We start from the raw sequence: 25,270 nt of genomic DNA, 5'->3' as shown, positions 1-25,270 counted from the left end.
TCCGTGCTGAGGGTGCGACCGCTCCACAAGGTCGAGTTGTGCTGTCGGTCGTGTGCGGATCTTGTGGCGTCAGCCCCGTTGAATGCGCCGATACTTCACAAGATCGAGCCGTGTTGTCGCCTGCGCGCGGGTTCTGGCACCGACCCTTTCCAGCGGCGCCACGGCTTCACAAGCGCGTGCCGTGCTGTCGCCTGCCCCACGCGTCACCACTTCACAAGATCGGGCCGTGTGGTTCCTTGAGTTCGGGATCTTGGGGCGGCTGCCGTGGTCGAGGGGTCGCATCTTCACAAGATCGGCTCCTGCTGGCCCGTTGAGTGCAGATCTTGTGGCGTCCACCCCGCTGGATGCGCCACCATTCCACAAGATCGAGCCGTGTTGTCGCCTGTGCGCGAACTCTGTGACACCGACCCCTGTCCAACGCGCTACGGCTTCACAAGGGCGGGCCGTGCTGTCGCCTGCGCGTGAATCTTGTGGCGCCCGGCCCGCTCAACGTGCCACCACGCCACAAGATCTGGCTGCGCTGCCCTCGAGCTTGGATCTTGGGGCGGCGGCCCTGCTCGACGAGCTGCACCTCCCCAAGATCGGCTCGTGCCGCCGCCGGAAGCTCGGATCTTGTGGCGCCGACCCTGGCCAACCCGCCCCGGCTTCACATGAGCGGTCCGCGGATCTTGTAGCGACCGGCCCGCTCAACGTGCCACCACGTCACAAGATCTGGTCGAGCTTGGATCTTGAAGCGGCGACCCCACTCAACGAGCCGCACCTCCCCAAGATCGGCTCGCGCCGCCGCCACAAGCCCGGATCTTGTGACGCTCACCCCGCCGAACGCACCCCGCCTCCACAAGATCCACCCAACAGGCCCCGAAAACGCCACGGATCTCGGAGCACCCCCGGGCGGCCGACGGCTCCACAACATCGCCGACAGAGCCGGTCCCCCGACCCCACACCGCCACCCGCTCACGCGAACTCGTTAAGCGGAAAGTCATCCCGGTGGCGCCACGCCGCATCCGTCCGGACGTGGTCCTCGCGAACCCACTTCAGCACCCGATGGGAGAACTCCGCCGCCGGGATGCGCCCCGCGCTGCGTACCACGAAACCCTCGGAGCTCTCGGGATCGCGGCACCTCGCCCACGCCCCCCGGGCCTCCGTGAGGCTGCCACCGCGGTACAGGACCGGAACCACCGGCAGCTCCAGCCGTTGCGCCCAGTCCACTGTGTCGTCCCAGCCGAGCAGGGTGCCGGTCTCGTCCCAGATGCCGAAGACGATGAAGACGCCGGGCAGGTCGGTGTAGGCGATGCTGCGCCGGGCCCACATCGACTCGCCGCACACCCGCCAGTCGTCGGGGATCCGGTACGCCGTCATCGCCCAGAGCGCCTTGGCCGGCCGGTCCCACGGTTGGGTGCCGGAGTCGACCGAGCGGGCGTACATCGCGTCGCGGGTGAAGGTGAGGTTGCCGCCGTCGAGTTTCTCCGTGACCACCAGCTCGCCGTCCAGCCAGGACAGATCGTGCTGGATCTTGTCGTCCGCGCCGGCGCCGGGGGAGTCGGGCAGGTGGAAAGTTCGCGGGTACTTCCCGTCCTGCCCGGCCATCAGAAGTCCCCCTCCGCCACCTGGAACACGGTCAGCCCCAGGGCGCGCCACATGCGTACCACCTGCTGGCGGTCGTCGAACACCCCGACCACCCGCCACCGGTCGCGGATCTCCCGGTCGAAGATCTCCCGCTTGACGATCGCGTCCTTGCGCGAGTCGCCCTCCGGCCGCATGAACAGTGCCTCGTACGGCACGTCCACGTAAAGATCCAGCCAGGCCTCGGTCTCGGCCCGGCACACCGCGTCGCGTCCCGAGCAGAAGACGATGGCGTGTCCGGCCGCGTGCATGGCCCGTACCGCCGCGATGACCGCCGGGTTCGGCGTGTCCGAGCCGACCCGGTCCCAGTCGTACGGGCTGCGGCCGTTCATCAGCGCCACCGTGCCGTCGATGTCGACGAGCACCACCGGCGGCAGTTCGGGATCCGGGTCGTACACCACGCCCGGGCCGCCCCGCTCCACGTACGGGACGGGCAGCGGCAGGTTCCGGCCGGCCAGGTAGCGCTCGTGCATGCGGCGGATGCCGGCCTCGCCGACCCGTTCGTCCTCGGCCCGGTCGGCGTCGCGGCGCAGGCACTCCTCCAGCGGCACGTCGGTGAAGTCGTGCACCTCGAACGACGCCTGGAAGCGCGCGGCCAGCTCGGCCCACTCCCGTACCGTCTTGGCCCGCAGGTTGGTGTCGTCGACGATCACGTCGGCGTGCGCGCGCAGCAGCGCCTCCACGGCGGCCCGCTGGGCGTGCGTCACCTGGCTCTCGGCCCACTGGGTGAACAGCCGCTGCCCGTGCAGCATCCGCCGCAGGTCGTCCCGGTTCACCCGGACGACCTGCGGCTGGAGCTTGCGCGCGAAGGTGGTCTTGCCCGAGGCGGGCAGCCCGCGGGTGATCAGCAGTCTGGTCATTCCTCACTCACCTGGTTGCCGCCGGGGGTGACGTCGCCGGCCGGGCGGACGAGCTGCCACAGCCCGGGACGGTAGTCCTTGCCGTCGAGACGCAGGAACAGCGCGCCCCGGTGCTCGCTGCGCACGGCCCGGCCCGCGAATTCGCGCCGTCCCCAGCCGTCCGGCAGCTCCGCGACGATCGCCGCGAACTCCGCCTCGACCGCCTTCGCCAGGGTCGCCACCGCCTCGGTCAGCTCGGTGGCCACGGCCGTGACCCACGCGTGGAACTCGTCGGGCAGCGGTTCCGTCAGCGCGTCCAGGTCGCCGCCGGAGACCAGCACCTCCCACACGGTACGGGCGGACAGCCCCGTCACCAGCCGGTGCAGCCGCACGTACTCGGCGTACTTGATCTTCATCCGCTCGTCGGAGTCGGTGAGGTGCACCACCAGCCCCTCCCGCCCGTCCCGCGGCGGCGCGGCCAGCGCCTCGGCCAGCGTCGCGTACCCGAACGAGTCGACCACCGGGCCCGGCCAGTCCGGCACCGCGGCCGGCCCGAAGGTGCGCCCGGTCGCGATGTCGACCGCGCCGAGCAGGATCAGGTCGTCCAGGTCGCCGTAGTCGAGCACGATCCGGTTCCCCGGGTAGACGATCTCGACCAGCACGGTCAGCCCGGCGGGCGGCACGAAGCCGGCGTAGCGGGTGCGCAGCACCGCGGTGGCGTGCCGGGCCTGCTCCGACGCGAACGAGCCGCGGGTGGCGACGGCCAGCTCGTCCCCGTCCCGGTAGATGATCCCGAGGCTGCCGTCCGCCTTGTCCGTCACGGCCACCGGCGCGTCCAGGCGCAGCTGCGGCGCGTGGCTCTCCGAGTGGTTGAAGAACTTGCCGAACGGGCGGGCCAGCACGGTGTCACCGGAGACGATCAGGCCCCGGCAGGCCAGGGTGACGGGGGTCCAGGCGCCGGCGTACTGGCAGGCCTCGGTGTAGTTGTAGATCTCGTACGGCCGCGCCGGGTGACGCTGGACCCGCACGTGCCCGTTTTCGACCGCCGTGGCCAGTTCGGCCGGGTCGAGGACGTCCGCGAGCAGCGTCATGACACTTTCCCTCCGTGCGCAGCCGCCGCGGGAATGCGACGGGGGCCGCTCACGTTATCGACCATGGACCAAGCAGTGCCTCCTGATTTCTGATCGGGGCAGGTGGCATGGCAGACTGGTCCATCGGCCAGCAATGGTTCCGGTTCACGCTCGAGTCGTCCGCCCTAGCGGGGCGGTTCGGTGCTGACGGCGACCCGGCGACCACATCATCGAGAGGGACCGAGACACCATGAAGAGCGGAATCCACCCGGAGTACACCTCGACCGAGGTCATCTGCTCCTGCGGTAGCACGTTCACGACCCGCAGCACCGCCAAGGGCGCCGAGATCCGCGTCGAGACCTGCAGCGCCTGCCACCCGTTCTACACGGGCAAGCAGCGCGTGCTGGACACCGCGGGCCGGGTCGCCAAGTTCCAGGCGAAGTACGCGAAGGTCAACGCGGCCAAGAAGAAGTAGCTGCCTCGACGGCGCCCACCCCGGTTCCCGGGGTCGGGCGCCGTTCGTGTTTCCCCGGCCAGACGACCGAAGAAGGCGGCACCCCATGAGCACCGACCGGCTGACCACGCTGCTTGCCGAGTACGCGGACCTGGAGAAGCAGATGGAGGACCCCTCCATCCACTCCGACCAGGCCCTGGTGCGCCGCGTCGGGCGCCGGTTCGCCGAGCTGGCGCCGCTCTACACCGCCCACGTCGAGCTCGAGGCGGCCCGCGCCGACCTGGCCGCCGCCAGGGAGCTGGCCGCCGAGGACCCGTCGTTCGCCGGCGAGGTCGAGGTGGTCGCGGCCGCGCTGGCGCCGCTGGAGGAGAAGCTCGGCGAGATGCTGATCCCGCGCGATCCGCACGACGCCAAGGACGTCATCGTCGAGATCAAGGCCGGCGAGGGCGGCCAGGAGTCGGCGCTGTTCGCCGGCGACCTGCTGCGGATGTACACCCGGTACGCCGAGAAGCACGGCTGGGTCGTCGAGGTCATCGACGCCCAGGACTCCGACCTGGGCGGGGTCAAGGACGTCTCGGTGGCGGTGAAGACCAGGGGTGTGCCCGAGGGCGGCCACGGGGTCTGGTCCCGGCTCAAGTGGGAGGGCGGCGTGCACCGCGTGCAGCGGGTGCCCGTCACCGAGTCGCAGGGGCGCATCCACACCAGCGCCGCCGGGGTGCTCGTGCTGCCCGAGGCCGAGGACGTCGACGTGCACATCGAGCCGGGCGACATCCGGGTCGACGTGTTCCGCTCGTCCGGGCCCGGCGGCCAGTCGGTCAACACCACCGACTCGGCCGTACGGATCACGCACCTGCCCACCGGCACCGTGGTGAGCTGTCAGAACGAGAAGAGTCAGCTGCAGAACCGCGAGTCGGCGATGCGCATCCTGCGGTCCCGGCTGCTGGCCATGGCGCAGGAGCAGGCCGACGCGGCCGCCTCCGACGCGCGCAAGCTCCAGGTGCGCACGGTGGACCGCTCGGAGCGGATCCGGACGTACAACTTCCCGCAGAACCGGATCAGCGACCACCGGATCGGCTACACCGCGTACAACCTGGATCTGGTGCTCGGCGGCGAGCTGGATCCGGTGCTCGACGCGCTGGCCGAGGCCGACCGGGCCGCCCGGCTGGCCGGCGAGACGGAGATCAGCCGACGTCCGTGACGGTCAGCCGGCTGTCCCGGGTGGCGCACACGACCAGGGCGTCCTTGCTCTGGCAGCCGAAGTCCTGCACCGCCGGGATCGTGCCGCGCAGCAGCGTCTCGCCGGTCCGCTGATCCACCCGGCTGATCAGCATGAGGTCGCCCGGGGTCCGGGGGTGCGCCAGCACGTACGGCGTGCCGTCGAGCCGGAAGTCCCACACCGGCGCGGCGGTGCCCAGGTCGGCGATCTGCCGGCCGGTCGCGCTGTCGACCAGGCGGTGCCGGGCGCCGGTCTCGTCGTCGTCGACCAGCAGCAGGCCGTTGCGCAGCGGAAAGGCGTTGGCGGCGCCGGGGATCCGCCAGCGCGGCCGGCCGGTCCGGCGGTCGCGGCCCTCGGTCCCGTCGGGTCCGGTGACACAGACGACCGGGCCGCAGCCGTAGATGCCGCCGGGCGCCGCTCGCGCCGTCTGCCACAGCTGGCGCAGCGTCTCGGTGTCGAAGGCGGTGACGGTCATCCGCCCGTCCCGGCTGCGGTCCAGGTAGAGCTGCCGCCCGTCCAGGGTCATGGCGGTGTAGTCGTCCTGCTGCCGCGGTTGCGGGACGTCGGGCAGGTTCCCGGTGGTCAGCAGCGAGCCGTCGGCCAGGTCCACCACCTCGGCCCGGCCGCCGGCGGTGAGAGTGACCAGCCGGTCGCGGGTCGCGCCGACGGCGGTGTCGATGACCCAGGAGTCGACGTCGCGGCCCGGGCGGGACCAGACCGTGCCGCCGTCGCGTACCCGCACCACGCGGAAGGTGGTGATCTCGTCGCCGTCGGCGTTCCATTCGCCGAGCAGGGCCCGGTCGCCGGCGACGGTGATCAGTTCGCCGGCCTGCCGCCAGAGCTGCCGGCCGGTGGCGGCGTCGACCGCGGCCGTGTCCCGGCTGAGGTCGCGGGTGACCGTCGAGCCGTCCGCCTCCTGGTATTCCGCCGTCGCCATCCCGGCCGGCAGCAGCAGGGCGCCGGCCGCGATCTCGCTGAGCCAGCTCGCCTCGTCCGGCGAGGGGCGGGACCAGCGCTTCGCGCCGGTCCGCAGGTCGTACGCGGCGAGCTGGTCGGCGCCCGGCTGGGTCAGCACGTAGACGCTGTCGCCGTTCAGCATGAAGGCGCCCGTGCCCTGCTCGTAGGCGATGCTCCAGAGCTGTGGCAGCCCGCGCGGGTCGGGCCGCGCCGAGCCGGTGACGGTGAGCACGCACAGGGCGGTCACCGCGGCCACGAGCACGCGCCGCAGGTCCCGCCGTCCCGGCGGGCGCCGGGGCGGGTCGTCGGCCTCTTCGCCGCCGCCGGAGTGGACGAGCCCCAGCTCGATGACGGCCATAGGGCGAGACTAAGGCCGGCGGGCGTTACGCGGGGGTACGGTGCGAGGCCGCGGCGGCCAGGGCGGCGCTGAGCGTCCGGCCGTTCGTGCCCACTTCGGACCAGCCCGCGGCCAGGCCGATCGGCGTGCCCGGGACCAGGACCTGCCAGTTCTCGCCGGCGGCGGCCGCGCTGATCCGCCGCGAGACCTCCGCCGCCTGGGTCGGCCCCGCCCCCGGCAGCACCACCACGAATTCGTCGCCGGCGAAGCGGGCCACGAAGTCGCCGCGGCGCATGACCCGGTTGAGCACCCCGGCGATGCGCTGCAGCACCAGGTCGCCGCAGTGCCGGCCGTGCCGGGCGTTGACCGCGGTGAAGCCGATCAGGTCGCAGACGCCGATCGCCGCGCGCTCGCCGCGGGCCAGCATCGCCGCGACGTAGCGTTCGAGCTGGCGGCGGTTGGGCAGGCCGGTGAGCGGGTCGGTGAGGGTCTCGTCGCCGTAGCGGTCCACGTCGCGGTGGGTCTCCTGGGCGTCCAGGCGGGCCGCGACGCCGTCCAGGTAGCCGTCGCGCAGCCGGTCGATGCGCTGCGCGGCCAGGCGGAAGGCGTGCCGGTCGGCCGCGTGGGCGGCCGCGTGGTCGCCGGCCGAGGCGTGGCAGATGCTGCGCAGCCGGGCCGGCTCGGCCGGGCCGAGGATCTCCTGGGACACCGGTACGGCGTCGAGCTTGCGCAGCGCCTCGCCGGCCTTGTCCGCCGCGATGTCCAGGCAGACGGTGCCCAGGTGTCGCAGGTCGCGGGAGCGGACGCTGTCGCCGCCGCTGGTCAGCAGCGCCGCCACGTCGGTGCCGGTGGGCTCGCCCAGCGCCGCCCGGCGGGCCAGCGCGTAGCCGTAGACGGGCCGGCTGCTGGGGCGCAGCCGCACGTCGGCGCCGGTGGCGACGTAGCGGGTCAGCTCGGCGTCGATGTCGCGCAGCACCCGCAGGCAGCCGTCGGTGTCGCCCTGGTGGTCCAGCGAGACCGCGTTGCGCAGCCGGATGCCGGGCGCGGCGAAGACCTCGCTGGGCATGCCGGCCGCGGCGCCGACCTGCCGGGCCTGCTCGATGGCGGTGAGCGCGTGGCCGTGGAAGCCGAGGTAGCTGTACGCCATGGCGAGGTCGTGCCAGCCCCACGCCGTCTCGCTGTCGCCGTCGGGCACCGCGGCCAGCGCCCGGGACGCCTGCACGAGGTGGGTGACGCCGCGGTCGAGGGCGCTCTGCAGGTGGGCGCCGAGGGCCGCGAACGCGTGCATCTGCCCGCGCAGGTACGGGTCGGAGGTCTCCCGGACGGCGTTGGCGGCCAGCGTCATCGCGGTGGCGAACTCCGCCACCCGGCCCAGGTTGATCAGCGCGCCGAACCGCTGGACCAGCGCGTACGCCCGGGTCATGGGGTCGGTCGTGGTGGCGAGCACCTTGTCGAGGATCGCCAGCGCCTCCGCCGACCGGCCCACCTGCTGGAGCTGGCCGGCGCTGCGCAGCTCGTCGACGGAATCGGGAAGCTGATCCAGCCACGTCATGGTGCCGCCACGGCCATCCAGGCCCCTCCTGCCGGCGCCGTTCATCGACAAGTGACCCGGCCGGTCACCGTCGAGAGACGACGTTCCATGATTATGCCGTGACGCCGACGCACGAACACCCCTCGGAGGGGACGGAACGGACGCGCTTGGCGCCGGTGCTGGCCACGGCCACCGCGCGGCTGGCCGAGGCGGGGGTTTCCTCGCCGCGCGTCGATGCCGAGCTGCTCGCCGCGCACGTGCTGGGGGTGGGCCGGGGCCGGCTGCTGCTGCTCGACACCGTGCGGGGCGACGAGGCGCGGCGCTTGGGCGCGCTGGTCGAGCAGCGGGCCCGGCGGGTGCCGTTGCAGCATCTGCTGGGCACGGCCGCCTTCCGCCATCTCGAGCTGGTGGTGGGCGACGGCGTGTTCGTGCCGCGGCCGGAGACCGAGCTGCTGGCCGGCTGGGGGATCGAGCGGACGGCGCCGGGCGCCACCGTGGTCGACCTGTGCAGCGGTACGGGAGCCATCGCCCTGTCCGTCGCCGACGAGGCCGCGCCGGGCCGGGTGTTCGCGGTGGAGCGCTCGCCGGCGGCGCTGACGTACCTGAGGCGCAACGCGCAGGCGTTCCCGGCGGTGCGGGTCGTCGCGGGGGACGTCACCGATCCGGAGCTGCTGTCCGACTGCCGCGGCCGGGTGGACGTGCTGCTCTGCAACCCGCCGTACGTGCCCGACGGCACCGCCGTGCCGCCGGAGGTCGCCGAGCACGACCCGGCGGAGGCGGTCTTCGGCGGCGCCGACGGCCTGGCCGTGATCCGGCCGGTGATCGCCCTGGCCGCCGCGCTGCTGCGGCCGGGCGGCGTCGCCGGCATCGAGCACGACGACGGGCACGCGGCGGCCGTACCGGAGTTGCTGCGCGCGGACGGTCGCTTCACCGACGTCGTCGCCCACGAGGACCTGACCGGTCGCCCGCGCTACGCGACCGCCCGCCGCGTGTAGGGCACTCCGGGCGCACCATGGCACACTGCAAGTTGTGATGCTCTACGACTGTCGGGCCGTGGCCGAGCGCGATCGCGGTGTCGCCGCCGCCGTCGAGGCGGTCAAGAGCGGTGAGCTCGTCGTGCTGCCCACCGACACCGTGTACGGCGTCGGCGCGGACGCGTTCACCGCGCACGCCGTCAATGCCCTGCAGAACGCCCGCGGCAGCGACCGGCGGGTGCCTCCGCCGGTGCTGGTCGGCTCCCGGCACACCCTGGACGGCCTGGTCTATTCGCTGCCGAAGGCGGCCCGCGAGCTGGCCGACGCGTTCTGGCCGGGCGCGCTGACCATCATCGTCGAGCACTCGCCCAGCCTGCAGTGGGATCTCGGCGACACCGGCGGTGTGGTCGCGGTCCGGATGCCGCTGCACCCGGTGGCCCTGGAGGTGCTGCGCGAGGTCGGCCCGATGGCGGTCACCACGGCCAACAAGATCGGTCAGCCCGCGCCGGCCACCGCCGAGGAGGCCCGCGACCAGCTGGAGTACGCCGTCCGGATCTATCTGGAGGCGGGCGCGGCCCTGGACCCGGCGCCGAGCACGATCGTCGACGTCACCGGCGACGGGCCGCGGGTGCTGCGCAACGGCGCGATCCCGTACGAGAAGCTGCGCGACGTCGTCCCGGACATCCTGGCCGTGGAGTCCTGACGATGCCGTTCACAGTGCTGCACGTGTGCATGGGCAACATCTGCCGCTCGCCGATGGCCGAGCGGCTGCTGGTGCTGGCCGCGTCCCAGCGGCTCGCCAAGGCCGATCCCGACGCCGACCTCGGTGACCTGCTGCGCAGTGTGAGCGCGGGCACCGGCGGCTGGCACGAGGGCGAGGAGATGAATCCGCCCGCGGCCCGGCAGATCACGCTGCGCGGCGGCAGCCCGGACGGCTTCACGGCCCGCAAGCTGACCATCGCCCAGCTCGACGAGGCCGACCTGATCCTGACCGCGACCGCCGACCAGAGCGACTACGTGCACGCCCTCGTGCCCGGCGCGGCCGCGCGGACGTTCGTCCTCGGGCACCTGGGCCGGCTGCTGCGCGACGTGGAGCTCAAGGCGTTGCCGCCGGCCGGCGTCGACCCGGAGACCTTCGCCGCCCGGGCCGCTGCCCTGGTGGCCGCCCTCGACCGGCTGCGCGGCGAGACCGAGCCGCAGCCCGGCGACGACCTCGACGATCCGTGGGGCCGCGGAGACCAGACCTTCCAGCGCATCGCCGACGACATCGACGAGGCGCTGTACGCCCTCGTGGACGCGCTGCTGCCGGGAGCGCCGAGGCCCGCGTGACGATCGTCGAACCGGACGCCGCCGGCCTGCGCCGGGCGGTGGAGCTGCTGCGGCGCGACGCGGTGGTCGCGTTCCCCACCGAGACCGTGTACGGCCTGGGCGCGCACGCCTTCTCCGCGGCGGCGGTGGCGGAGGTCTACCGCCTGAAGCATCGCCCGTCCTGGAACCCGCTGATCGTGCACGTGCCCGGGGTGGCGGCGGCGCGCGCGCTGGCCGAGGAGTGGCCGGACGTCGCGAACGAGCTGGCCGCGCAGTTCTGGCCGGGCCCGTTGACGCTGGTCGTCGCCCGCGCGCGGCACCTGCCGCAGGTGGGGGCGCCGGCCACCACGATCGCCGTCCGGGTGCCCGCCCACGAGGTCGCGCTGCGCCTGCTGGAGGCGTCGGAGTTGCCGCTGGCGGCGCCCAGCGCGAACCGCTCGGAGGGCATCTCGCCGACCACCGCGGCCCACGTCGCGCGCAGCCTGCCGGACGTGCCGCTGGTGCTGGACGGCGGCCCGGCCTCGTGGGGCATCGAGTCGACGGTGCTGGACCTGACCACGCCCACCCCGACGCTGCTGCGCCCGGGCGCGCTGGCCCTGCGCGCGCTGCGCGAGGTCACCGGCGCGATCGCGCTGCCCGGCGCGGTGGCCGACGGCACGGCCCGGCCGTCGCCGGGGATGAGCCGCCGCCACTACGCGCCCAAGGCCACGGTGCTGCTCGTCGACGACGTCGCGGCGGTGGACCGGGCCGGCCTGGCCGCCCCGGTGGCGGTGCTGAGCTACGAGGCGGCCGGCGACTTCGACGCGGCCGAGGTGCTCAGCGCCGACCCGCGGGAGTACGCCGCCGACCTGTACGCGGCCCTGCACCGGCTGGACGACGCCGGGGCCGGCACCATCGTCGTGCAGGCGCCGCCGGACACCGAGGACTGGCTGGCCGTCCGCGACCGGCTGGGCCGCGCCGCCCGTTAACGGGTCGCCCGGTTGGCGATGTTGCGCGCCATGCCGCTGAAGATCACACCGTGGAACGGCAGCACGCCGGCCCAGTACGCGTGCCCGGCCAGCCCGCGCGGCACGAAGATGGCCCGCTGCCGGTAGACGCTGGTGCCGTCCGGCCCCGGTTCGGCCGACATCTCCAGCCAGGCCCGGCCCGGCACCCGCATCTCCGCGCGCAGCCGCAGCAGCCGGCCGGGCTCGATCTCCTCCACCCGCCACCAGTCCAGCGCCTCGCCGACCAGCAGGTGGTCGCGGTCGCGCCGGCCGCGGCGCAGGCCGACGCCGCCGACGAGCCGGTCCAGCCAGCCGCGCACCGACCAGGCGAGCGGGAAGGAGTACCAGCCGTTCTCGCCGCCGACGCCCTCGATCACCCGCCACAGCGCCCGCGGGGGCGCGGCGACCTCGCGGGTGCGCTCGTCGACGTAGATGTTGCCGCCGGACCAGTCCGGGTCGCTGAGCAGCGGCTCGGCGGCCGCGTCGCCGCCGACCGCGTTGGACCACCGGGTCTCGACGTTGGCGTCGCGCACCTTGCCGAGGGCCAGGGCGACCGCCTCGTCGAAGCCCAGCAGGCCGCCGTCGGGGATGTACCGCGCGATGTCGTGCTCGTGCGCGAAGGCCTCGTGGATGAGGCTGCCGACCAGCGGGCGGGCGATGGCGTTGGGCACCGGCGTGACCGCGCCGACCCAGTGCGCGGACAGCCACGGGCTCAGCGGGCGCAGCGGCAGGATGACGCGCCGGTGCAGGCCCGCCACCCGGGCGTAGCGGCGCATCATCTCCAGGTAGGTCAGCACGTCCGTGCCGCCGATGTCGAAACCGCGGTTGACCTCGGCCGGCAGGGTGGCCGCGCCGATCAGGTAGCGCAGCACGTCGCGGACCGCGATCGGCTGGATGCGGTTCTTCACCCAGCGGGGCGTGACCATGACCGGCAGCCGCTCGGTCAGGTAGCGCAGCATCTCGAAGGACGCCGAGCCGGAGCCGATGATCACCGGCGCCCGCAGCACGGCCGTGGGCACCCCGCTGTCCAGCAGGATCCGGGCCACCTCGGCGCGGGAGCGCAGGTGGGCCGAGGGGTGCTCGTCGGCGGGCGGCTCCGGACCGCCGAGGTAGACGATCCGGGTCACCCCCGCGGCCCTGGCCGCGGTGGCGAAGTTGCGGGCCGCCTCCCGGTCGATGCGCTCGAAGTCGTGCTGCCCGAGCGAGTGCACGAGGAAGTACGCGACGTCGACGCCCGCGAACGCGGCCGGCAGCGTGGCCGGATCGGACAAGTCGCCCTCAACCACCTCGACCTGTCCGGCCCAGGGCACATCCCGGAGCCGGCCCGCGCTGCGCGAGAGGCAGCGGACGGCGTGGCCGGCCTCGAGCAGGCGGGGGGCCAGGCGCCCGCCGATGTAGCCGGTGGCGCCCGTGACGAGACAACGCATACCAACACTGTGCCCGCAGACAGGGGCGGGCAAGCCATATGCTCGATTCCGGCAGCGTCGCCGACCTGAGGGAGCGCGCCATGCAGACGTTCTGGGGCCCGGACTTCGACGCGCTCGAGCACGAGGATCCGGAGATCGCCGAGGTGGTCCTCGGCGAGCTCGCCCGCCAGCGCGGCGGCCTCCAGCTCATCGCGAGCGAGAACTTCACGTCGCCGGCGGTGCTGGCGGCGCTCGGCTCGACGCTGACCAACAAGTACGCGGAGGGCTACCCCGGGCGGCGCTACTACGGCGGCTGCGCCGAGGTGGACCGGGCCGAGGAGCTGGCCGTCGACCGGGCCCGGGAGCTGTTCGGCGCCGAGCACGTCAACGTCCAGCCGCACTCCGGCTCGGCGGCGAACATGGCGGCGTACGCGGCGCTGATCCAGCCGGGGGACACGGTGCTGGCGATGGGCCTGCCGCACGGCGGCCACCTCACCCACGGCAGCCGGGTCAACTTCTCCGGCAAGTGGTTCCACCCGGTGGGCTACACCGTGCGCCGCGACACCGAGCTGATCGACTACGACGAGGTCCGCGACCTGGCCCAGGCGCACCGGCCCAAGCTGATCGTGTGCGGCGCGACGGCGTACCCGCGGTTGATCGACTTCAAGGCCTTCCGCGACATCGCCGACGAGGTGGGCGCCTACCTCATGGTGGACGCGGCGCACTTCATCGGGCTGGTCGCCGGCCGGGCCGTGCCGTCGCCCGTAGCGCATGCCGATGTGGTCACCTGCACCACCCACAAGGTGCTGCGCGGGCCGCGGGGCGGCATGATCCTGTGTCGTGAGGAGCTCGCCGCGCGCATCGACAAGGCCGTCTTCCCGTTCACCCAGGGCGGGCCGCTGATGCATGTCGTCGCCGCGAAGGCGGTCGCCCTGCGGGAGGCGGCGCTGCCCGGCTTCCGGACCTACGCGAGCCAGGTGGTCCGCAACAGCCAGGCGCTGGCCGCCGGGCTGGCCGCCGAGGGCATGCGCCCGGTGTCCGGCGGGACGGACACCCACCTGGCCCTGGTCGACCTGCGCGACGTGGGGGTCAGCGGCCGCGACGCCGAGGCGCGCTGCGACCGGGTGCGGATCACCCTGAACAAGAACGCCATCCCGTACGACCCGGAGAAGCCCATGACGGCCTCGGGCATCCGCGTCGGCACGCCCAGCGTGACGACGCAGGGGATGCGCGAGGGGGAGATGCGCCAGATCGCCGGGCTGATCGCCGCGGCCGTGCGCGCCGATCCGGCCTCGGTCGGCGGTGCGTCGCAGCTGCGCGCGGTCGCCGACGAGGTGGCCGAGCTGGTCCGCGCCTTCCCGGCGTACGCCCAGGAAGGAGTGCCCGCGTGAACGACTCCGCCGACCGCGTGGTGCCGGCCCGGCCGGGCCCGGTCCGGGACGACTGGGACGACGACCGACCGCTGCCCGACCTGCCGCCGCTGCCGGCGGACCCGCGCTGGCGGGTGGAGCACCTGCCGTTCCTGACCGCCTTCTCGGTCGCGCTGATGATCTGCGCGGCGTCGGTCGGCTTCTTCGCCGGTGGCGTCCCCGCCGCGGTGGGCGCCGCGGCCGGCGTGGGCATCGTGACGGTCAGCTTCACCATGTCGACGCTGGTGTTCGCCTGGGCCGACACGGTGCGCCCGGCCCTGCTGATGCCGCTGGGGCTGGGCACCTACATCGTCAAGTACACGCTGCTCGGCGTGATCATGGCCTTCGTGATCTCCTCGGAGTGGCCGGGCCGGCTGGCGCTGGGCTGGGGGATCGTCGCGGGGGTGCTCGGCTGGACCGCGGTGCAGATCTGGTGGGTGGCCCGCACCAGCCTCGCCAAGTGATCTTCAGCACCGGCGTTTCGACTGGTCAGTGCCGCTTTCGCCGGACCCGGTCCACGATCCGGTGACGGGCCTGCGACAAAGTTGTCCGGTTCTGGCGGCGGGGGAGTACCGTGTTGCCGAGTTGCGAGACCCCTGACGCCTGGACAACTGCGGTTGTGCGGGGGGTCCCGCTTAGCTTCGTGTTTCCTGCTGATATCGTTCGGGCCGTCATGACCGGTCAAGAACCTCCCAGCAAACCCCACGGCGACGACGGTCAAAACCCGCCCGACACGGGCATGGGCATGACGGCGGTCAGTTACCTCCTCGGGGGCATGTTGGTCTGGGGCGGGATCGGCTGGTTGGTCGACCACTACGCCGGCACCAAGGGCATCTTCGCCGGAATCGGCGCCGTCGTTGGTATCGCCGGCGGTGTCTACCTCATCGTGCGCCGTCTCGGCGCCTGACAGGAAAGGGCTACGGTGATCGGTCAGTCGACGGTCCTCGCAGCGGAGTTCCCGCCCAGCGTCGAGGACTTCTACCTGCCCAGCATCCTGCCGTGGGGCGCTCACGACTCGTACTGGTTCACCAAGATCACGCTGCTGATCTGGGTGTCCGTTGCCGTCATCATCATCTTCTTCCTGGTGTCCTACCGGAAGCCGCAGCTGGTGCCCACGAAGAAGCAGTGGCTCGCCGAGAGCCTCTACGGATTCGTGCGCAACAACATCGCCGTCGAGATGATCGGGCCGCGAGGTGTCGCGTTCGCGCCGTACCTCACGACGCTGTTCTGTTTCATCCTGCTGAACAACTTCTTCAGCATCGTGCCGCTGATCCAGATCTCGCCGAACTCGCACATCGCGTTCCCGGCGCTCCTCGCGGTCATCAGTTACGTGATGTTCATCTACGTCGGCGTCCGGCACCACGGCGGCCTGTTCAAGTACCTGAAGGCCGCCCTCATCCCCCCGGCGCCGTGGTTCATCCTGCCGCTGCTGATCCCGATCGAGTTCTTCTCGAACTTCATGGTCCGCCCGTTCTCGCTGGCGGTCCGACTCTTCGCCAACATGTTCGCCGGCCACATGCTGCTGCTGGTGTTCACGCTCGGCGGCTTCGCGATGGTCAGCGCCAACGTGTGGTTCACGCCGTTCTCGATCGTTTCGTGGATCATGACGATCGCGCTGACCTTCCTCGAGTTCCTGGTGATCGTCCTGCAGGCCTACGTGTTCACGGTGCTGACCGCGAGCTACGTCCAGGGCGCGCTCGCCGACGAGCACTGAGCTGTTCGAGTACCACCCCGTTGTCGTCCCGCGTGACAGTCACGCGAGATACCAGGAGGAACTGAGCAATGATTCTCGCCGAAGTTGTGGGTAGCACCGCCGCCATCGGTTACGGCCTCGCCGCCATCGGTCCTGGCATCGGTGTCGGTCTGGTCTTCTCCGCCTACATCCAGTCGACGGCCCGCCAGCCGGAGTCCTCGCGACTGACCCTGCCGTACGTCTGGATCGGCTTCGCCGTCATCGAGGCGCTGGCCCTGCTGGGCATCGCGTTCGGCTTCATCTGGCAGAACCTGGCTCCGAACGTCGGCTAGTTCTCCCCCTGCGGAACGGAGCTTCCATGCTTGCGTATCTGGCCGCCGAGGGCGGCGAGACAACTGAACACAACCCGATCATTCCCGCGTGGGAAGAGATCGTGGTCGGTACGGTCGCGTTCGCGCTGCTCTGCTTCGTGCTGATGAAGTTCGTCTTCCCGATGATGGAGAAGACGTTCGCGGCCCGGGTCGACGCGATCGAGGGCGGCCTCAAGCGTGCCGAAGCCGCCCAGGCCGAGGCCAACGAGCTGCTCGAGCAGTACCGCGCGCAGCTGTCGGAGGCTCGTACGGAGGCCGCGCGCATCCGTGACGAGGCCCGCGCCGACGCCGAGGGCATCCGTCAGGACGTCCTGGCCAAAGCCCGGGAGGAGTCCGACCGCATCATCGCGGCCGGGCGCGACCAGCTCGCCGCCCAGCGCGAGAGCATCGTGCGCGAACTGCGTACCGAGGTGGGCACGCTCGCCGTCGACCTGGCCAGCCGGATCGTCGGGGAGTCGCTCGCCGACGAGGCGCGCAGCCGGGGCACGGTGGACCGGTTCATCTCCGACCTGGGCGCCGGCACGGGCACCGGGCGGCGCTGATGGCGACCGTCAACCGGGAGTCGTACGCGGCCGCCGTGGAGAAGTTGACCGCGGACACGCGGACGGCCACCGCCGCGCAGCTGGCCACGACTGCCGACGAGATCCTGTCGGTGGCGCGGCTGCTGCGCGGCCAGCCGCGGCTGCGCCGGGCCCTGACCGACCCGTCCCGCAGCGGCGCCGACCGGGCGGAGCTGTTCCGCTCGCTGGTCGCCGGCAAGCTGGGCGCGACCGCCGTGGAAGCGGTGGCCAGCCTGGCGGCCGGGCGCTTCAGCCGGCCCGCCGAGCTGCTCGACGCGGTGGAGCGCCTCGGCGTCGACACCGTGCTGGCGGCCACCGAGAAGGCCGACGAGCTGGCCGAGGTGGAGGACGAGCTGTTCCGCTTCGGGCAGGTCGTGTCGGGCGACCCCGAGCTGGCGGTCACGCTCAGTGATCCCGGCGCATCGATCGACCGCCGGGTTAAACTGGTTCGGGACCTGCTGAAAGGCAAGGTCCGGCTGGGCACGGGGCGGCTCATCGAGGTGGCGATCGAGGGCCTGGGCGGGCGTGGCTTCGAGACCTCGCTGAGCCGGCTGGTCGAGCTGACCGCCGCGAAGCGGGACCGCGAGGTGGCCTACGTGACGGTCGCCAAGCTCCTCGACGACGCCGAGGAGCAGCGGCTCGCCGCCAAGTTGTCCGACATCTACGGTCGGCAGGTTTCGCTGAAGGTCGATGTGGATCCGAGCATCATCGGCGGCGTCAGCGTCCGTGTCGGCTCCGACCTCTACGACGGCACGATCCTGCGGCGACTCAACGAAGCCCGGCAGGCGTTCGCTAAATAGTTTTTCCCCTCGGTGGCGGCGACGTCCCGAGCACGCCCTCGGCGGCGGCGACGCCCCGAGCCGACTAGAGAAGGCAGAGGATGGCCGAGCTGACCATCTCCTCGGACGAGATCCGGGGGGCGCTAGAGCGCTACGTCTCGTCCTATTCGCCCGAGGTCTCCCGTGAGGAGGTCGGCATCGTCTCCGATGCGGGCGACGGCATCGCGCACGTCGAGGGCCTGCCCTCGACGATGGCGAACGAACTGCTCGAATTCCAGGACGGCACGCTGGGTGTCGCCCTGAACCTCGACGTCCGCGAGATCGGCGCCGTGGTGCTGGGTGACTACACCCACATCGAGGAGGGCCAGCAGGTCAAGCGGACCGGCCGCGTCCTCTCGGTCCCGGTCGGCGACGCCTACCTGGGCCGCGTCGTGAACGCGCTGGGCGAGCCCATCGACGACCGCGGGCCCATCGAGAACGAGGGCTTCCGCGAGCTGGAGCTGCAGGCCCCGAACGTCATGTCGCGCCAGCCGGTGAAGCAGCCGCTGCAGACCGGCATCAAGGCGATCGACGCCATGACGCCGATCGGCCGCGGCCAGCGTCAGCTGATCATCGGCGACCGCAAGACCGGCAAGACCACGGTCGCGCTCGACACGATCATCAACCAGCGGGCCAACTGGGAGTCCGGGGACCCGGACAAGCAGGTCCGCTGCATCTACGTCGCCATCGGCCAGAAGGCCACGACGATCGCCAGCATCCGGGGCACGCTCGAGGCCCAGGGCGCGCTGCAGTACACGACGATCGTCGCGTCGCCGGCGTCCGACCCGGCCGGCTTCAAGTACATCGCCCCGTACACCGGCTCGTCCATCGGGCAGCACTGGATGTACAACGGCAAGCACGTCCTGATCGTCTTCGACGACCTGACCAAGCAGGCCGAGGCGTACCGCGCGGTGTCGCTGCTGCTGCGCCGCCCGCCGGGCCGCGAGGCGTACCCGGGCGACGTCTTCTACCTGCACAGCCGCCTGCTCGAGCGCTGCGCCAAGCTCTCCGACGAGCTCGGTGGCGGCTCGATGACCGGTCTGCCGCTGATCGAGACCAAGGCCAACGACATCTCGGCCTACATCCCGACCAACGTCATCTCGATCACCGACGGCCAGATCTTCCTCGAGTCGGACCTGTTCGCCTCGGGTGTGCGCCCGGCCATCAACGTCGGCACCTCGGTGTCCCGCGTGGGCGGTTCGGCGCAGGTCAAGGGCATGCGCCGGGTCTCCGGCCGGCTCCGCCTCGACCTGGCCCAGTACCGCGAGCTGGAGGCCTTCTCGGCCTTCGCCTCGGACCTGGACAAGGCGTCGCGGGCCCAGCTCGAGAAGGGCGTCCGGCTGGTCGAGCTGCTCAAGCAGCCGCAGTACTCGCCGCTGTCGGTGGCCGAGCAGACCGTCGTCATCTGGGCCGGCACCACGGGCCAGCTCGACGACATCCCGGTCGGCGACGTCAAGCGCTTCGAGGCTGAGCTGCTCGACTGGATCAAGCGGAACCGCAGCGAGACCTTCACGGCGATCGAGTCGACCGGTCAGCTCACCGACGAGCAGGTCGAGATCCTGCAGAGCGGTGTCGACGAGTTCAAGGTGCTGTTCAAGCAGGGCGAGACCGGCATCAGCCTCAACGAGGCGCCGGCCGAGCCCCTCGCCGAGGGCAGCGAGACCCGCGAGACGGTGACCCGCGAGGTCCGTTCCGCGTCGGACTCGGACGAGCGTTAAGCCATGGCCGGTCAGGTACAGGCACTTCGACGGCGCATCCGCACCGTCAAGTCCACGAAGAAGATCGCCAAGGCGCAGGAGCTGGTGGCCACCAGCCGCATCGCCAAGGCGCAGGAGCGGGTGACCGCCTCCAAGCCGTACGCGGAGGCGATCACCGAGGTGCTCACGGCGCTGGCGTCCAACGCGTCGGTCGACAACCCGCTGCTGCAGCCGCGTGAGCGGGTGCGGCGGGCGGGTGTCCTGCTGATCACCAGCGACCGAGGCCTGGCCGGCGCCTACAACGCCAACGCGATCCGCACCGCGGAGCAGCTCATGGCCCGCCTGCGGGCAGACGGCAAGGAAGTGGCGCTGTACGTCGTCGGCCGCAAGGGCGTCGGGTACTACCGCTTCCGCAACCGTCCGATCGAGACGAGCTGGACGGGCTTCTCCGAGCGGCCGTCGTTCTCCGACGCCCGCGCCATCGGCGACGCGCTGCTCGAGGCGTTCGTCGCGGGCGCGGACGACGAGAACGGCCACTACGGCCCGGACAGCATCCAGGGCGTCGACGAGCTGCACATCGTCAGCACGCGGTTCAAGTCGCTCATGACCCAGGCCGCGGAGGCGCGCTTCCTGGCGCCGATGCAGGTCGAGGAGCGCGAGCGCGAGCCCGGGCTGCGTCCGGCCTACGAGTTCGAGCCGGAGGCCGAGGAGCTGCTGAACGCGCTGCTGCCGAAGTACCTCAACACGCGGATCTACGCGGCGTTGCTGGACTCGGCGGCCAGCGAGTCGGCGTCCCGGCGCCGGGCGATGAAGAGCGCGTCGGACAACGCGGACGACCTGCTCAAGCGGTACACGCGCGAGATGAACTCCGCGCGGCAGGCTGCGATCACCCAGGAAATCAGTGAGATCGTCGGCGGCGCCAACGCGCTGGCCGCGGCGGGAAGTGATGGATGATGACTGCTCTAGCTGAGCCCACCAAGACGCAGGCCGGTGTTGGTCGCGTAGTCCGGGTCATCGGCCCGGTCGTCGACGCCGAGTTCCCCCGCGACGCGATGCCCGAGATCTACAACGCGCTGCACGTCGACGTGACCCTCTCCGAGGGCACCAAGACGCTGACCCTCGAGGTCGCGCAGCACCTGGGCGACAACATCGTCCGGGCCATCTCGATGCAGCCGACCGACGGCCTGGTCCGCGGCTCCGAGGTGCGCGACACCGGCTCGGGCATCTCGGTGCCGGTCGGCGACGTGACCAAGGGCCACGTGTTCAACGCCCTCGGCGAGGTGCTCAACGCCGACCCGGCCAGCCTGGACATCCAGGAGCGGTGGAGCATCCACCGCAAGCCGCCGGCGTTCGCCGACCTCGAGCCCAAGACCGAGATGCTGGAGACCGGCATCAAGGTGCTCGACCTGCTGGCGCCGTACGTGCGCGGTGGCAAGATCGGCCTGTTCGGCGGCGCGGGCGTGGGCAAGACGGTGCTCATCCAGGAGATGATCATCCGCGTGGCCCGTAACTTCGGCGGCACCTCGGTGTTCGCCGGCGTCGGCGAGCGCACCCGCGAGGGCAACGACCTCATCCTGGAGATGGAAGAGGGCGGCGTGCTGGACAAGACCGCGCTCGTCTTCGGCCAGATGGACGAGCCGCCGGGCACCCGCCTGCGGGTCGCCCTGACCGCGCTGACCATGGCGGAGTACTTCCGGGACGTCCAGAACCAGGAGGTGCTGCTCTTCATCGACAACATCTTCCGGTTCACCCAGGCCGGTTCCGAGGTGTCGACGCTGCTCGGCCGCATGCCGTCCGCCGTGGGTTACCAGCCCACGCTGGCCGACGAGATGGGCGAGCTGCAGGAGCGGATCACGTCGGTCCGGGGCAAGGCGATCACCTCGCTGCAGGCGATCTACGTGCCCGCCGACGACTACACCGACCCGGCGCCGGCGACCACCTTCGCCCACCTGGACGCGACCACCAACCTCGAGCGGTCGATCTCCGACAAGGGCATCTACCCCGCCGTGGACCCGCTGGCCTCCAGCTCGCGGATCCTGGCGCCCGAGTTCGTCGGGGCCGAGCACTACGCGGTCGCCCGCGAGGTGCAGCGGATCCTGCAGAAGTACAAGGACCTGCAGGACATCATCGCCATCCTCGGCATGGACGAGCTCTCCGAGGAGGACAAGGTCACGGTGCAGCGGGCCCGCCGCATCGAGCGCTTCCTGTCCCAGAACACGTACGCCGCCGAGCAGTTCACCGGCGTTCCCGGCTCGACGGTCCCGCTCAAGGAGACCATCGAGGCGTTCAAGAAGATCAGCGAGGGTGAGTACGACAACTACCCCGAGCAGGCCTTCTTCATGTGCGGTGGCCTCGAGGACCTCGAGAAGAACGCACACGAGCTGATGAAGGGCTGATCCTTCCGGATTCCCTGGGGCCGCGTCGGCGATTGCCGGCGCGGCCCATCCGTGTCCAAATGCCCGTTTTGCCCGTTTGACCACGCGGTGTGCGGGTACGCGGACGCGAAGTTTTCTTTTGTTGTTCGGATACTCTTGGCACTGCTTGTGGCGCGGCCCCGCGATCACGCCCGTTGATCGCGTCAGGTATCGACCGGCATGGTTGGGGAACGAGTGGCGAAGAGCAGCAGACCCAGGAACGGCCGGCGTGCGCCCCTGTGGGCGCGGCTGTGCGCGATCTTCGGTTGCGCCCTGATGGTCATCAGCGGCGGCGCGCTCGTCACGAGCCAGGTGCTCGTGGCGCGCTACGCCAACGCGGTGCAGACCAAGGACCTCTTCGGCAACGCCGCCTCCGGCGCCACCAAGCAGCAGGTCAGCGACATCAAGGGCCCGCTGAACATCCTGCTGGTCGGCATCGACCCGCGCAACGACACCACGGCGCCGCTGTCCGACTCGATCATCGTCGTGCACATCCCCCGCGGGCTGAAGCAGGCGTACCTCTACTCGATCCCGCGGGACCTGCGGGTCGAGATCCCGCCGTTCGAGAAAACCGGCTTCAAGGGCGGCACCTCGAAGATCAACGCCGCGATGTCGTACGGCAGCTCGATCGGCGGCGGCAAGCACGACGTGGCCCAGGGCTTCGACCTGCTGGCCAAGACGGTCGGCAAGCTGACCGGCATCAAGAAGTTCGACGCCGGCGCGATCATCAACTTCAACGGCTTCAAGGACATCGTCGACGCGATGGGCGGCGTCACGATGACCATCGACCAGAACGTGAAGTCGGAGCACCTGAAGCCGAACGGCAAGCCCCGCGACCGGCGGCCGGAGTGCGCCGACAACAAGTGCGAGCACCCGTACATCGGGCCGCAGGCGCAGTACAAGAAGGGCACGTACCACCTGGAGGGGTGGCAGGCGCTGGACTACGTCCGGCAGCGCTACGGCCTCCCGCGCAGCGACTACGACCGGCAGCGGCACCAGCAGCAGTTCATCAAGGCGATGGCCGAGCAGGCGCTGAGCAAGAACGTGGTGACCAACCCGGTCAAGCTCGACAAGGTGCTCAAGGCCGCCGGCGACGCGCTGATCTTCGACGGCAACGGCCACTCGGTCGTGGACTGGGGCCTGGCCCTCAAGAGCCTGCGCTCCGACGACATGACCCTGGTCAAGCTGCCCGGCAAGAGCCTGATCACCAACGGCCGGTATCTCGGCGAGGCGCTCGACCCGAGCGCCGAGGACTTCTTCGCCGCCGTGCAGAACGACACGATCTCGTCGTTCCTCATCGACCACCCCGACTTCCTGCAGAAACTCTGATGCCCCGGCAGTGGTGGTCGCCACCCCAGGCACCGGCAGGTCACCCGGCCGTTTAGACTTCATCCCAATCGGCTCCGCGGGCTTGCGGAGCCGGCCCGCGGCGGAAACCCCGACAAAGTCGTAAGGAGACAGCGTGGCCAAGCAGCTGCACGTCCAGGTCGTCGCCGTCGAGGAGAAGGTCTGGTCCGGCGAGGCCGAGATGGTCGTGGCCCGCACCACCGAGGGCGAACTCGGTGTCCTGCCCGGCCACTCCCCGCTGCTGGGCCTGCTCAAGGAGCCGTCCCAGGTGCGGGTCAAGCTCGCCGGCGGCGAGCAGCTCACCTACGACGTGGCGGGCGGCTTCCTCTCGGTCGACGCGAACGGCGTGACCGTGCTCGCCGAGAGCGCCACCGCCGCCACCCCCGACGCGCACTGACGCCGGCGATGCGGGTTCTGGAGATCATCGGAATCTGCGTCGTCGCGCTGCTCGTCGTCCTTCTCGCGATCTTCCTCCGCCGCCGGCTGCTCATGGCCGGCGGCGGCACCATCCGGCTCCAGGTGCGGGTCAGCACGATGGTGCCGGGCCGCGGCTGGTCCTCGGGCATCGGCCAGTTCGTCGGCGACGAGCTGCGTTTCCACCGCATGTTCAGCTTCGGCGTCCGTCCCAAGCGGGTGCTGAACCGCCGCACCCTCGCCGTCGGGTGCCGCCGCCTGCCGGCCGGCCCGGAACGCCTGACCATGCCCGGCCACTGGGTCATCCTGCTCTGCACGACGGGCCGTAACGAGCTCGAGATCGCCATGGCCGAGTCCACCGTGACCGGCTTCCTCTCCTGGCTGGAGGCGGGCCCGCCGGGGCAGCCCGGCTCCGTGGCCCCCCGTCCGACCATCACTCCTCGGCCGGTCGAGCGCTGATCTATGCTCCGGCGGTGTCCACCACCGCCGCCCGGCTCGTCGCGCTGCCGTTCGCGTTGGCGGCGTTCGGGCTGCGGGTGCTGGACACCTTCTGGGTCACCCCGCTGACCTGGCGGATCGGCGCCTGGCCGCCGGCTCTGGCGGCCTGGGTGGTCACCCTGGCGGCCAGTGTGGGCCTGCCCCTGGGCGGCTACCTCCTGGTGACCCGGCGCGCCCGGCGGCGGGGGGCGACCTGGCGGATCGAGCCCGGCGGCCCGGGCGGCCCGGCATGCTTCGCGGCGCCGCCAGCCCCGCGCTGGACGGGGCCGTGGGCGGTGGTGATGGGCTGGCTGGCCGGTGCGGGACTGGTCACCGAGCGGGTGCCGGGCGGCGACCGGATGCGGTTCGCGACCTTCGACCGCGCGCTCCCGATCAGCGTCGTCGCGGTGGGTGCCGTGGTGCTGCTGGTGGCGGTGCTGGTGGTCAGCGACCGGCCCCGGCTCACCCTCGACCGGGAGGCGGTGACCCTGCGGCGCTACCTGAGCCGATCCCGCGTGCCCTGGGACGACCTGCTGCCCGGCGGGCCGCCGCTCCCGGCCAGGCGCGACCCGGAACACCTCGACCTCTACCGCCTGACCGTCGGGGTCACCGCGCCGGTCCGGCTGCCCGCGGGACGGCTGCAGGTGGACTCGGCGTACCTGGCCCATACGATCCGGTACTACGCCGAGCACCCCGAGCGGCGGGAGAGCATCGGCACGGCGCAGGGCCAGGCGGCGTTGCGGTCGTCGTTCGCCGGTTAGGGCTCAGGACACCCCGCCCGGCACCCACTTCACGTCGCCACCGGGGTTGGCCGTGCGGCCCAGGATGAACAGCAGGTCGGAGAGCCGGTTCAGGTACTTCGCCGGCAGCAGCGACGTCCGGTCCGGCTCGAGCTCGTACAGCGCCCACGCCGAGCGTTCCGCGCGCCGCGCGACCGTCCGGGCCACGTGCAGCAGCGCCGCCCCCGGCGTCCCGCCCGGCAGCACGAAGGAGTCGAGCTCGGGCAGCTGTTCGTTGTACTCGTCGCACCAGCCCTCGAGCCGGGTCACGTACGCCTCAGTGATCCGCAGCGGCGGGTACGGCGGGTCCTCGGCCAGCGGGTTGCACAGGTCGGCGCCCACGTCGAACAGGTCGTTCTGCACCGCGGTCAGGACGCTCTTGACGTCCGGGGCCAGCGCGCCCATCGCGAGCGCCACCCCGATCGCCGCGTTGCACTCGTCGGCGTCGGCGTAGGCCACGACCCGGGGATCGGTCTTCGCGGCCACCTCGTTGTTGCCCAGGCGGGTCGAACCGGCGTCGCCGGTGCGGGTGTAAATGCGGGTGAGATGCACGGCCATGCCCCCCACCCTACGGATGCCGGTGAGCGCGA

The 25,270-nt window shown here is 71.7% G+C and carries 27 protein-coding genes; 20 read left to right on the top strand and 7 right to left on the bottom strand.

Features of this window, described 5'->3' with window-relative positions:
• Positions 1–954 precede the first annotated feature (954 nt).
• From Ani05nite_RS34555 to Ani05nite_RS34545, 3 genes are read right to left on the bottom strand one after another with little or no spacing between them, the layout of a single operon-like run.
• Positions 955–1,587, bottom strand: coding sequence for an RNA ligase family protein (locus Ani05nite_RS34555; protein WP_203775411.1), 633 nt, complete (start codon positions 1,585–1,587; stop codon positions 955–957).
• Entirely contained in the window at positions 1,587–2,483 is an 897-nt protein-coding gene (locus Ani05nite_RS34550; RefSeq protein ID WP_203775409.1) for a phosphatase domain-containing protein, read from the bottom strand. Before Ani05nite_RS34550 ends, Ani05nite_RS34555 begins: the two co-directional genes overlap by 1 nt.
• On the bottom strand, positions 2,480–3,553 hold the full coding sequence (locus tag Ani05nite_RS34545; protein ID WP_203775407.1) for an RNA ligase: 1,074 nt from the start codon (positions 3,551–3,553) through the stop codon (positions 2,480–2,482). The genes Ani05nite_RS34550 and Ani05nite_RS34545 overlap by 4 nt, the downstream gene beginning before the upstream one ends.
• A 229-nt stretch (positions 3,554–3,782) precedes the next feature.
• On the opposite strand from Ani05nite_RS34545, the gene rpmE reads away from it, so the two are divergent.
• Positions 3,783–4,007, top strand: a complete 225-nt coding sequence (gene rpmE / locus Ani05nite_RS34540) for a 50S ribosomal protein L31 (protein WP_203775405.1) — start codon at positions 3,783–3,785, stop codon at positions 4,005–4,007.
• A gap of 85 nt (positions 4,008–4,092) precedes the next feature.
• On the top strand, positions 4,093–5,184 hold the full coding sequence (prfA, locus tag Ani05nite_RS34535; protein ID WP_203775403.1) for a peptide chain release factor 1: 1,092 nt from the start codon (positions 4,093–4,095) through the stop codon (positions 5,182–5,184).
• On the opposite strand, the gene Ani05nite_RS34530 is transcribed toward prfA, so the two are convergent.
• Positions 5,168–6,517 (bottom strand): outer membrane protein assembly factor BamB family protein, encoded by a 1,350-nt coding sequence (locus Ani05nite_RS34530; RefSeq protein WP_203775402.1) that lies wholly within the window; start codon positions 6,515–6,517, stop codon positions 5,168–5,170. The genes prfA and Ani05nite_RS34530 overlap by 17 nt on opposite strands.
• Positions 6,518–6,542: 25 nt before the next feature.
• On the bottom strand, positions 6,543–8,048 hold the full coding sequence (locus Ani05nite_RS34525; RefSeq protein ID WP_203775401.1) for a GGDEF domain-containing protein: 1,506 nt from the start codon (positions 8,046–8,048) through the stop codon (positions 6,543–6,545).
• A gap of 98 nt (positions 8,049–8,146) precedes the next feature.
• On the opposite strand from Ani05nite_RS34525, the gene prmC reads away from it, so the two are divergent.
• Genes prmC through Ani05nite_RS34505 form a run of 4 tightly spaced genes read left to right on the top strand, consistent with a single transcriptional unit; the run spans position 8,147 to position 11,277 of the window.
• The gene (gene prmC, locus Ani05nite_RS34520) at positions 8,147–9,022 is read left to right on the top strand and encodes a peptide chain release factor N(5)-glutamine methyltransferase (protein WP_203775400.1); all 876 of its coding nucleotides are present in this window, start codon (positions 8,147–8,149) and stop codon (positions 9,020–9,022) included.
• 37 nt (positions 9,023–9,059) lie between these two features.
• Positions 9,060–9,704 (top strand): L-threonylcarbamoyladenylate synthase, encoded by a 645-nt coding sequence (locus Ani05nite_RS34515; protein ID WP_203775399.1) that lies wholly within the window; start codon positions 9,060–9,062, stop codon positions 9,702–9,704.
• A gap of 2 nt (positions 9,705–9,706) precedes the next feature.
• The gene (locus tag Ani05nite_RS34510; RefSeq protein ID WP_203775398.1) at positions 9,707–10,330 is read left to right on the top strand and encodes an arsenate reductase/protein-tyrosine-phosphatase family protein; all 624 of its coding nucleotides are present in this window, start codon (positions 9,707–9,709) and stop codon (positions 10,328–10,330) included.
• On the top strand, positions 10,327–11,277 hold the full coding sequence (locus Ani05nite_RS34505; protein WP_203775397.1) for an L-threonylcarbamoyladenylate synthase: 951 nt from the start codon (positions 10,327–10,329) through the stop codon (positions 11,275–11,277). Before Ani05nite_RS34510 ends, Ani05nite_RS34505 begins: the two co-directional genes overlap by 4 nt.
• Here the strand turns inward: Ani05nite_RS34505 and Ani05nite_RS34500 are convergent.
• A complete protein-coding gene (locus Ani05nite_RS34500) occupies positions 11,274–12,722 on the bottom strand; it encodes an SDR family oxidoreductase (RefSeq protein WP_203775395.1) in 1,449 nt (482 codons plus the stop codon). The genes Ani05nite_RS34505 and Ani05nite_RS34500 overlap by 4 nt on opposite strands.
• Before the next feature lie 80 nt (positions 12,723–12,802).
• On the opposite strand from Ani05nite_RS34500, the gene glyA reads away from it, so the two are divergent.
• The 14 genes from glyA (at position 12,803) to Ani05nite_RS34430 (ending at position 24,662) form a co-directional block, all read left to right on the top strand.
• Entirely contained in the window at positions 12,803–14,092 is a 1,290-nt protein-coding gene (gene glyA / locus Ani05nite_RS34495) for a serine hydroxymethyltransferase (protein WP_203775393.1), read from the top strand.
• The gene (locus Ani05nite_RS34490) at positions 14,089–14,574 is read left to right on the top strand and encodes a hypothetical protein (protein ID WP_239130935.1); all 486 of its coding nucleotides are present in this window, start codon (positions 14,089–14,091) and stop codon (positions 14,572–14,574) included. The genes glyA and Ani05nite_RS34490 overlap by 4 nt, the downstream gene beginning before the upstream one ends.
• Positions 14,575–14,783: 209 nt before the next feature.
• Entirely contained in the window at positions 14,784–15,017 is a 234-nt protein-coding gene (locus Ani05nite_RS34485) for an AtpZ/AtpI family protein (protein ID WP_203775391.1), read from the top strand.
• Between the two features lie 15 nt (positions 15,018–15,032).
• Positions 15,033–15,824: a F0F1 ATP synthase subunit A gene (atpB, locus tag Ani05nite_RS34480; protein WP_203775389.1), complete on the top strand. Its 792-nt coding sequence runs from the start codon at positions 15,033–15,035 to the stop codon at positions 15,822–15,824.
• A gap of 68 nt (positions 15,825–15,892) precedes the next feature.
• On the top strand, positions 15,893–16,135 hold the full coding sequence (locus tag Ani05nite_RS34475) for an ATP synthase F0 subunit C (RefSeq protein ID WP_203775387.1): 243 nt from the start codon (positions 15,893–15,895) through the stop codon (positions 16,133–16,135).
• Positions 16,136–16,161: 26 nt separating this feature from the next.
• Entirely contained in the window at positions 16,162–16,716 is a 555-nt protein-coding gene (locus Ani05nite_RS34470) for a F0F1 ATP synthase subunit B (RefSeq protein WP_203775385.1), read from the top strand.
• Positions 16,713–17,534 carry a F0F1 ATP synthase subunit delta gene (locus Ani05nite_RS34465; protein WP_203775421.1) on the top strand — a complete coding sequence of 274 codons (822 nt, stop codon included), beginning with the start codon at positions 16,713–16,715 and terminating at the stop codon, positions 17,532–17,534. The genes Ani05nite_RS34470 and Ani05nite_RS34465 overlap by 4 nt, the downstream gene beginning before the upstream one ends.
• A gap of 80 nt (positions 17,535–17,614) precedes the next feature.
• Entirely contained in the window at positions 17,615–19,270 is a 1,656-nt protein-coding gene (atpA, locus tag Ani05nite_RS34460) for a F0F1 ATP synthase subunit alpha (RefSeq protein ID WP_203775383.1), read from the top strand.
• Positions 19,271–19,273: 3 nt separating this feature from the next.
• Positions 19,274–20,203 carry a F0F1 ATP synthase subunit gamma gene (locus tag Ani05nite_RS34455; protein ID WP_203775381.1) on the top strand — a complete coding sequence of 310 codons (930 nt, stop codon included), beginning with the start codon at positions 19,274–19,276 and terminating at the stop codon, positions 20,201–20,203.
• Positions 20,203–21,645 carry a F0F1 ATP synthase subunit beta gene (gene atpD / locus Ani05nite_RS34450; RefSeq protein WP_377882205.1) on the top strand — a complete coding sequence of 481 codons (1,443 nt, stop codon included), beginning with the start codon at positions 20,203–20,205 and terminating at the stop codon, positions 21,643–21,645. Before Ani05nite_RS34455 ends, atpD begins: the two co-directional genes overlap by 1 nt.
• Positions 21,646–21,843: 198 nt before the next feature.
• Complete coding sequence (locus Ani05nite_RS34445) at positions 21,844–22,992, top strand: LCP family protein (protein ID WP_203775377.1); 1,149 nt, start codon at positions 21,844–21,846, stop codon at positions 22,990–22,992.
• A 133-nt stretch (positions 22,993–23,125) separates the two neighbouring features.
• Positions 23,126–23,407 (top strand): F0F1 ATP synthase subunit epsilon, encoded by a 282-nt coding sequence (locus Ani05nite_RS34440; RefSeq protein ID WP_203775375.1) that lies wholly within the window; start codon positions 23,126–23,128, stop codon positions 23,405–23,407.
• 8 nt (positions 23,408–23,415) lie between these two features.
• Complete coding sequence (locus Ani05nite_RS34435; protein ID WP_203775373.1) at positions 23,416–23,883, top strand: DUF2550 domain-containing protein; 468 nt, start codon at positions 23,416–23,418, stop codon at positions 23,881–23,883.
• 14 nt (positions 23,884–23,897) lie between these two features.
• Positions 23,898–24,662: a hypothetical protein gene (locus Ani05nite_RS34430; protein ID WP_203775371.1), complete on the top strand. Its 765-nt coding sequence runs from the start codon at positions 23,898–23,900 to the stop codon at positions 24,660–24,662.
• 3 nt (positions 24,663–24,665) lie between these two features.
• On the opposite strand, the gene Ani05nite_RS34425 is transcribed toward Ani05nite_RS34430, so the two are convergent.
• Entirely contained in the window at positions 24,666–25,238 is a 573-nt protein-coding gene (locus Ani05nite_RS34425) for a cob(I)yrinic acid a,c-diamide adenosyltransferase (protein ID WP_203775369.1), read from the bottom strand.
• Between the last annotated feature and the right edge of the window lie 32 nt (positions 25,239–25,270).

Origin of the sequence: Actinoplanes nipponensis (assembly GCF_016862275.1) — a bacterium.
Classification (GTDB): Bacteria; Actinomycetota; Actinomycetes; order Mycobacteriales; family Micromonosporaceae; genus Actinoplanes; species Actinoplanes nipponensis.
This window is presented reverse-complemented; position numbering and strand designations above follow the sequence as displayed.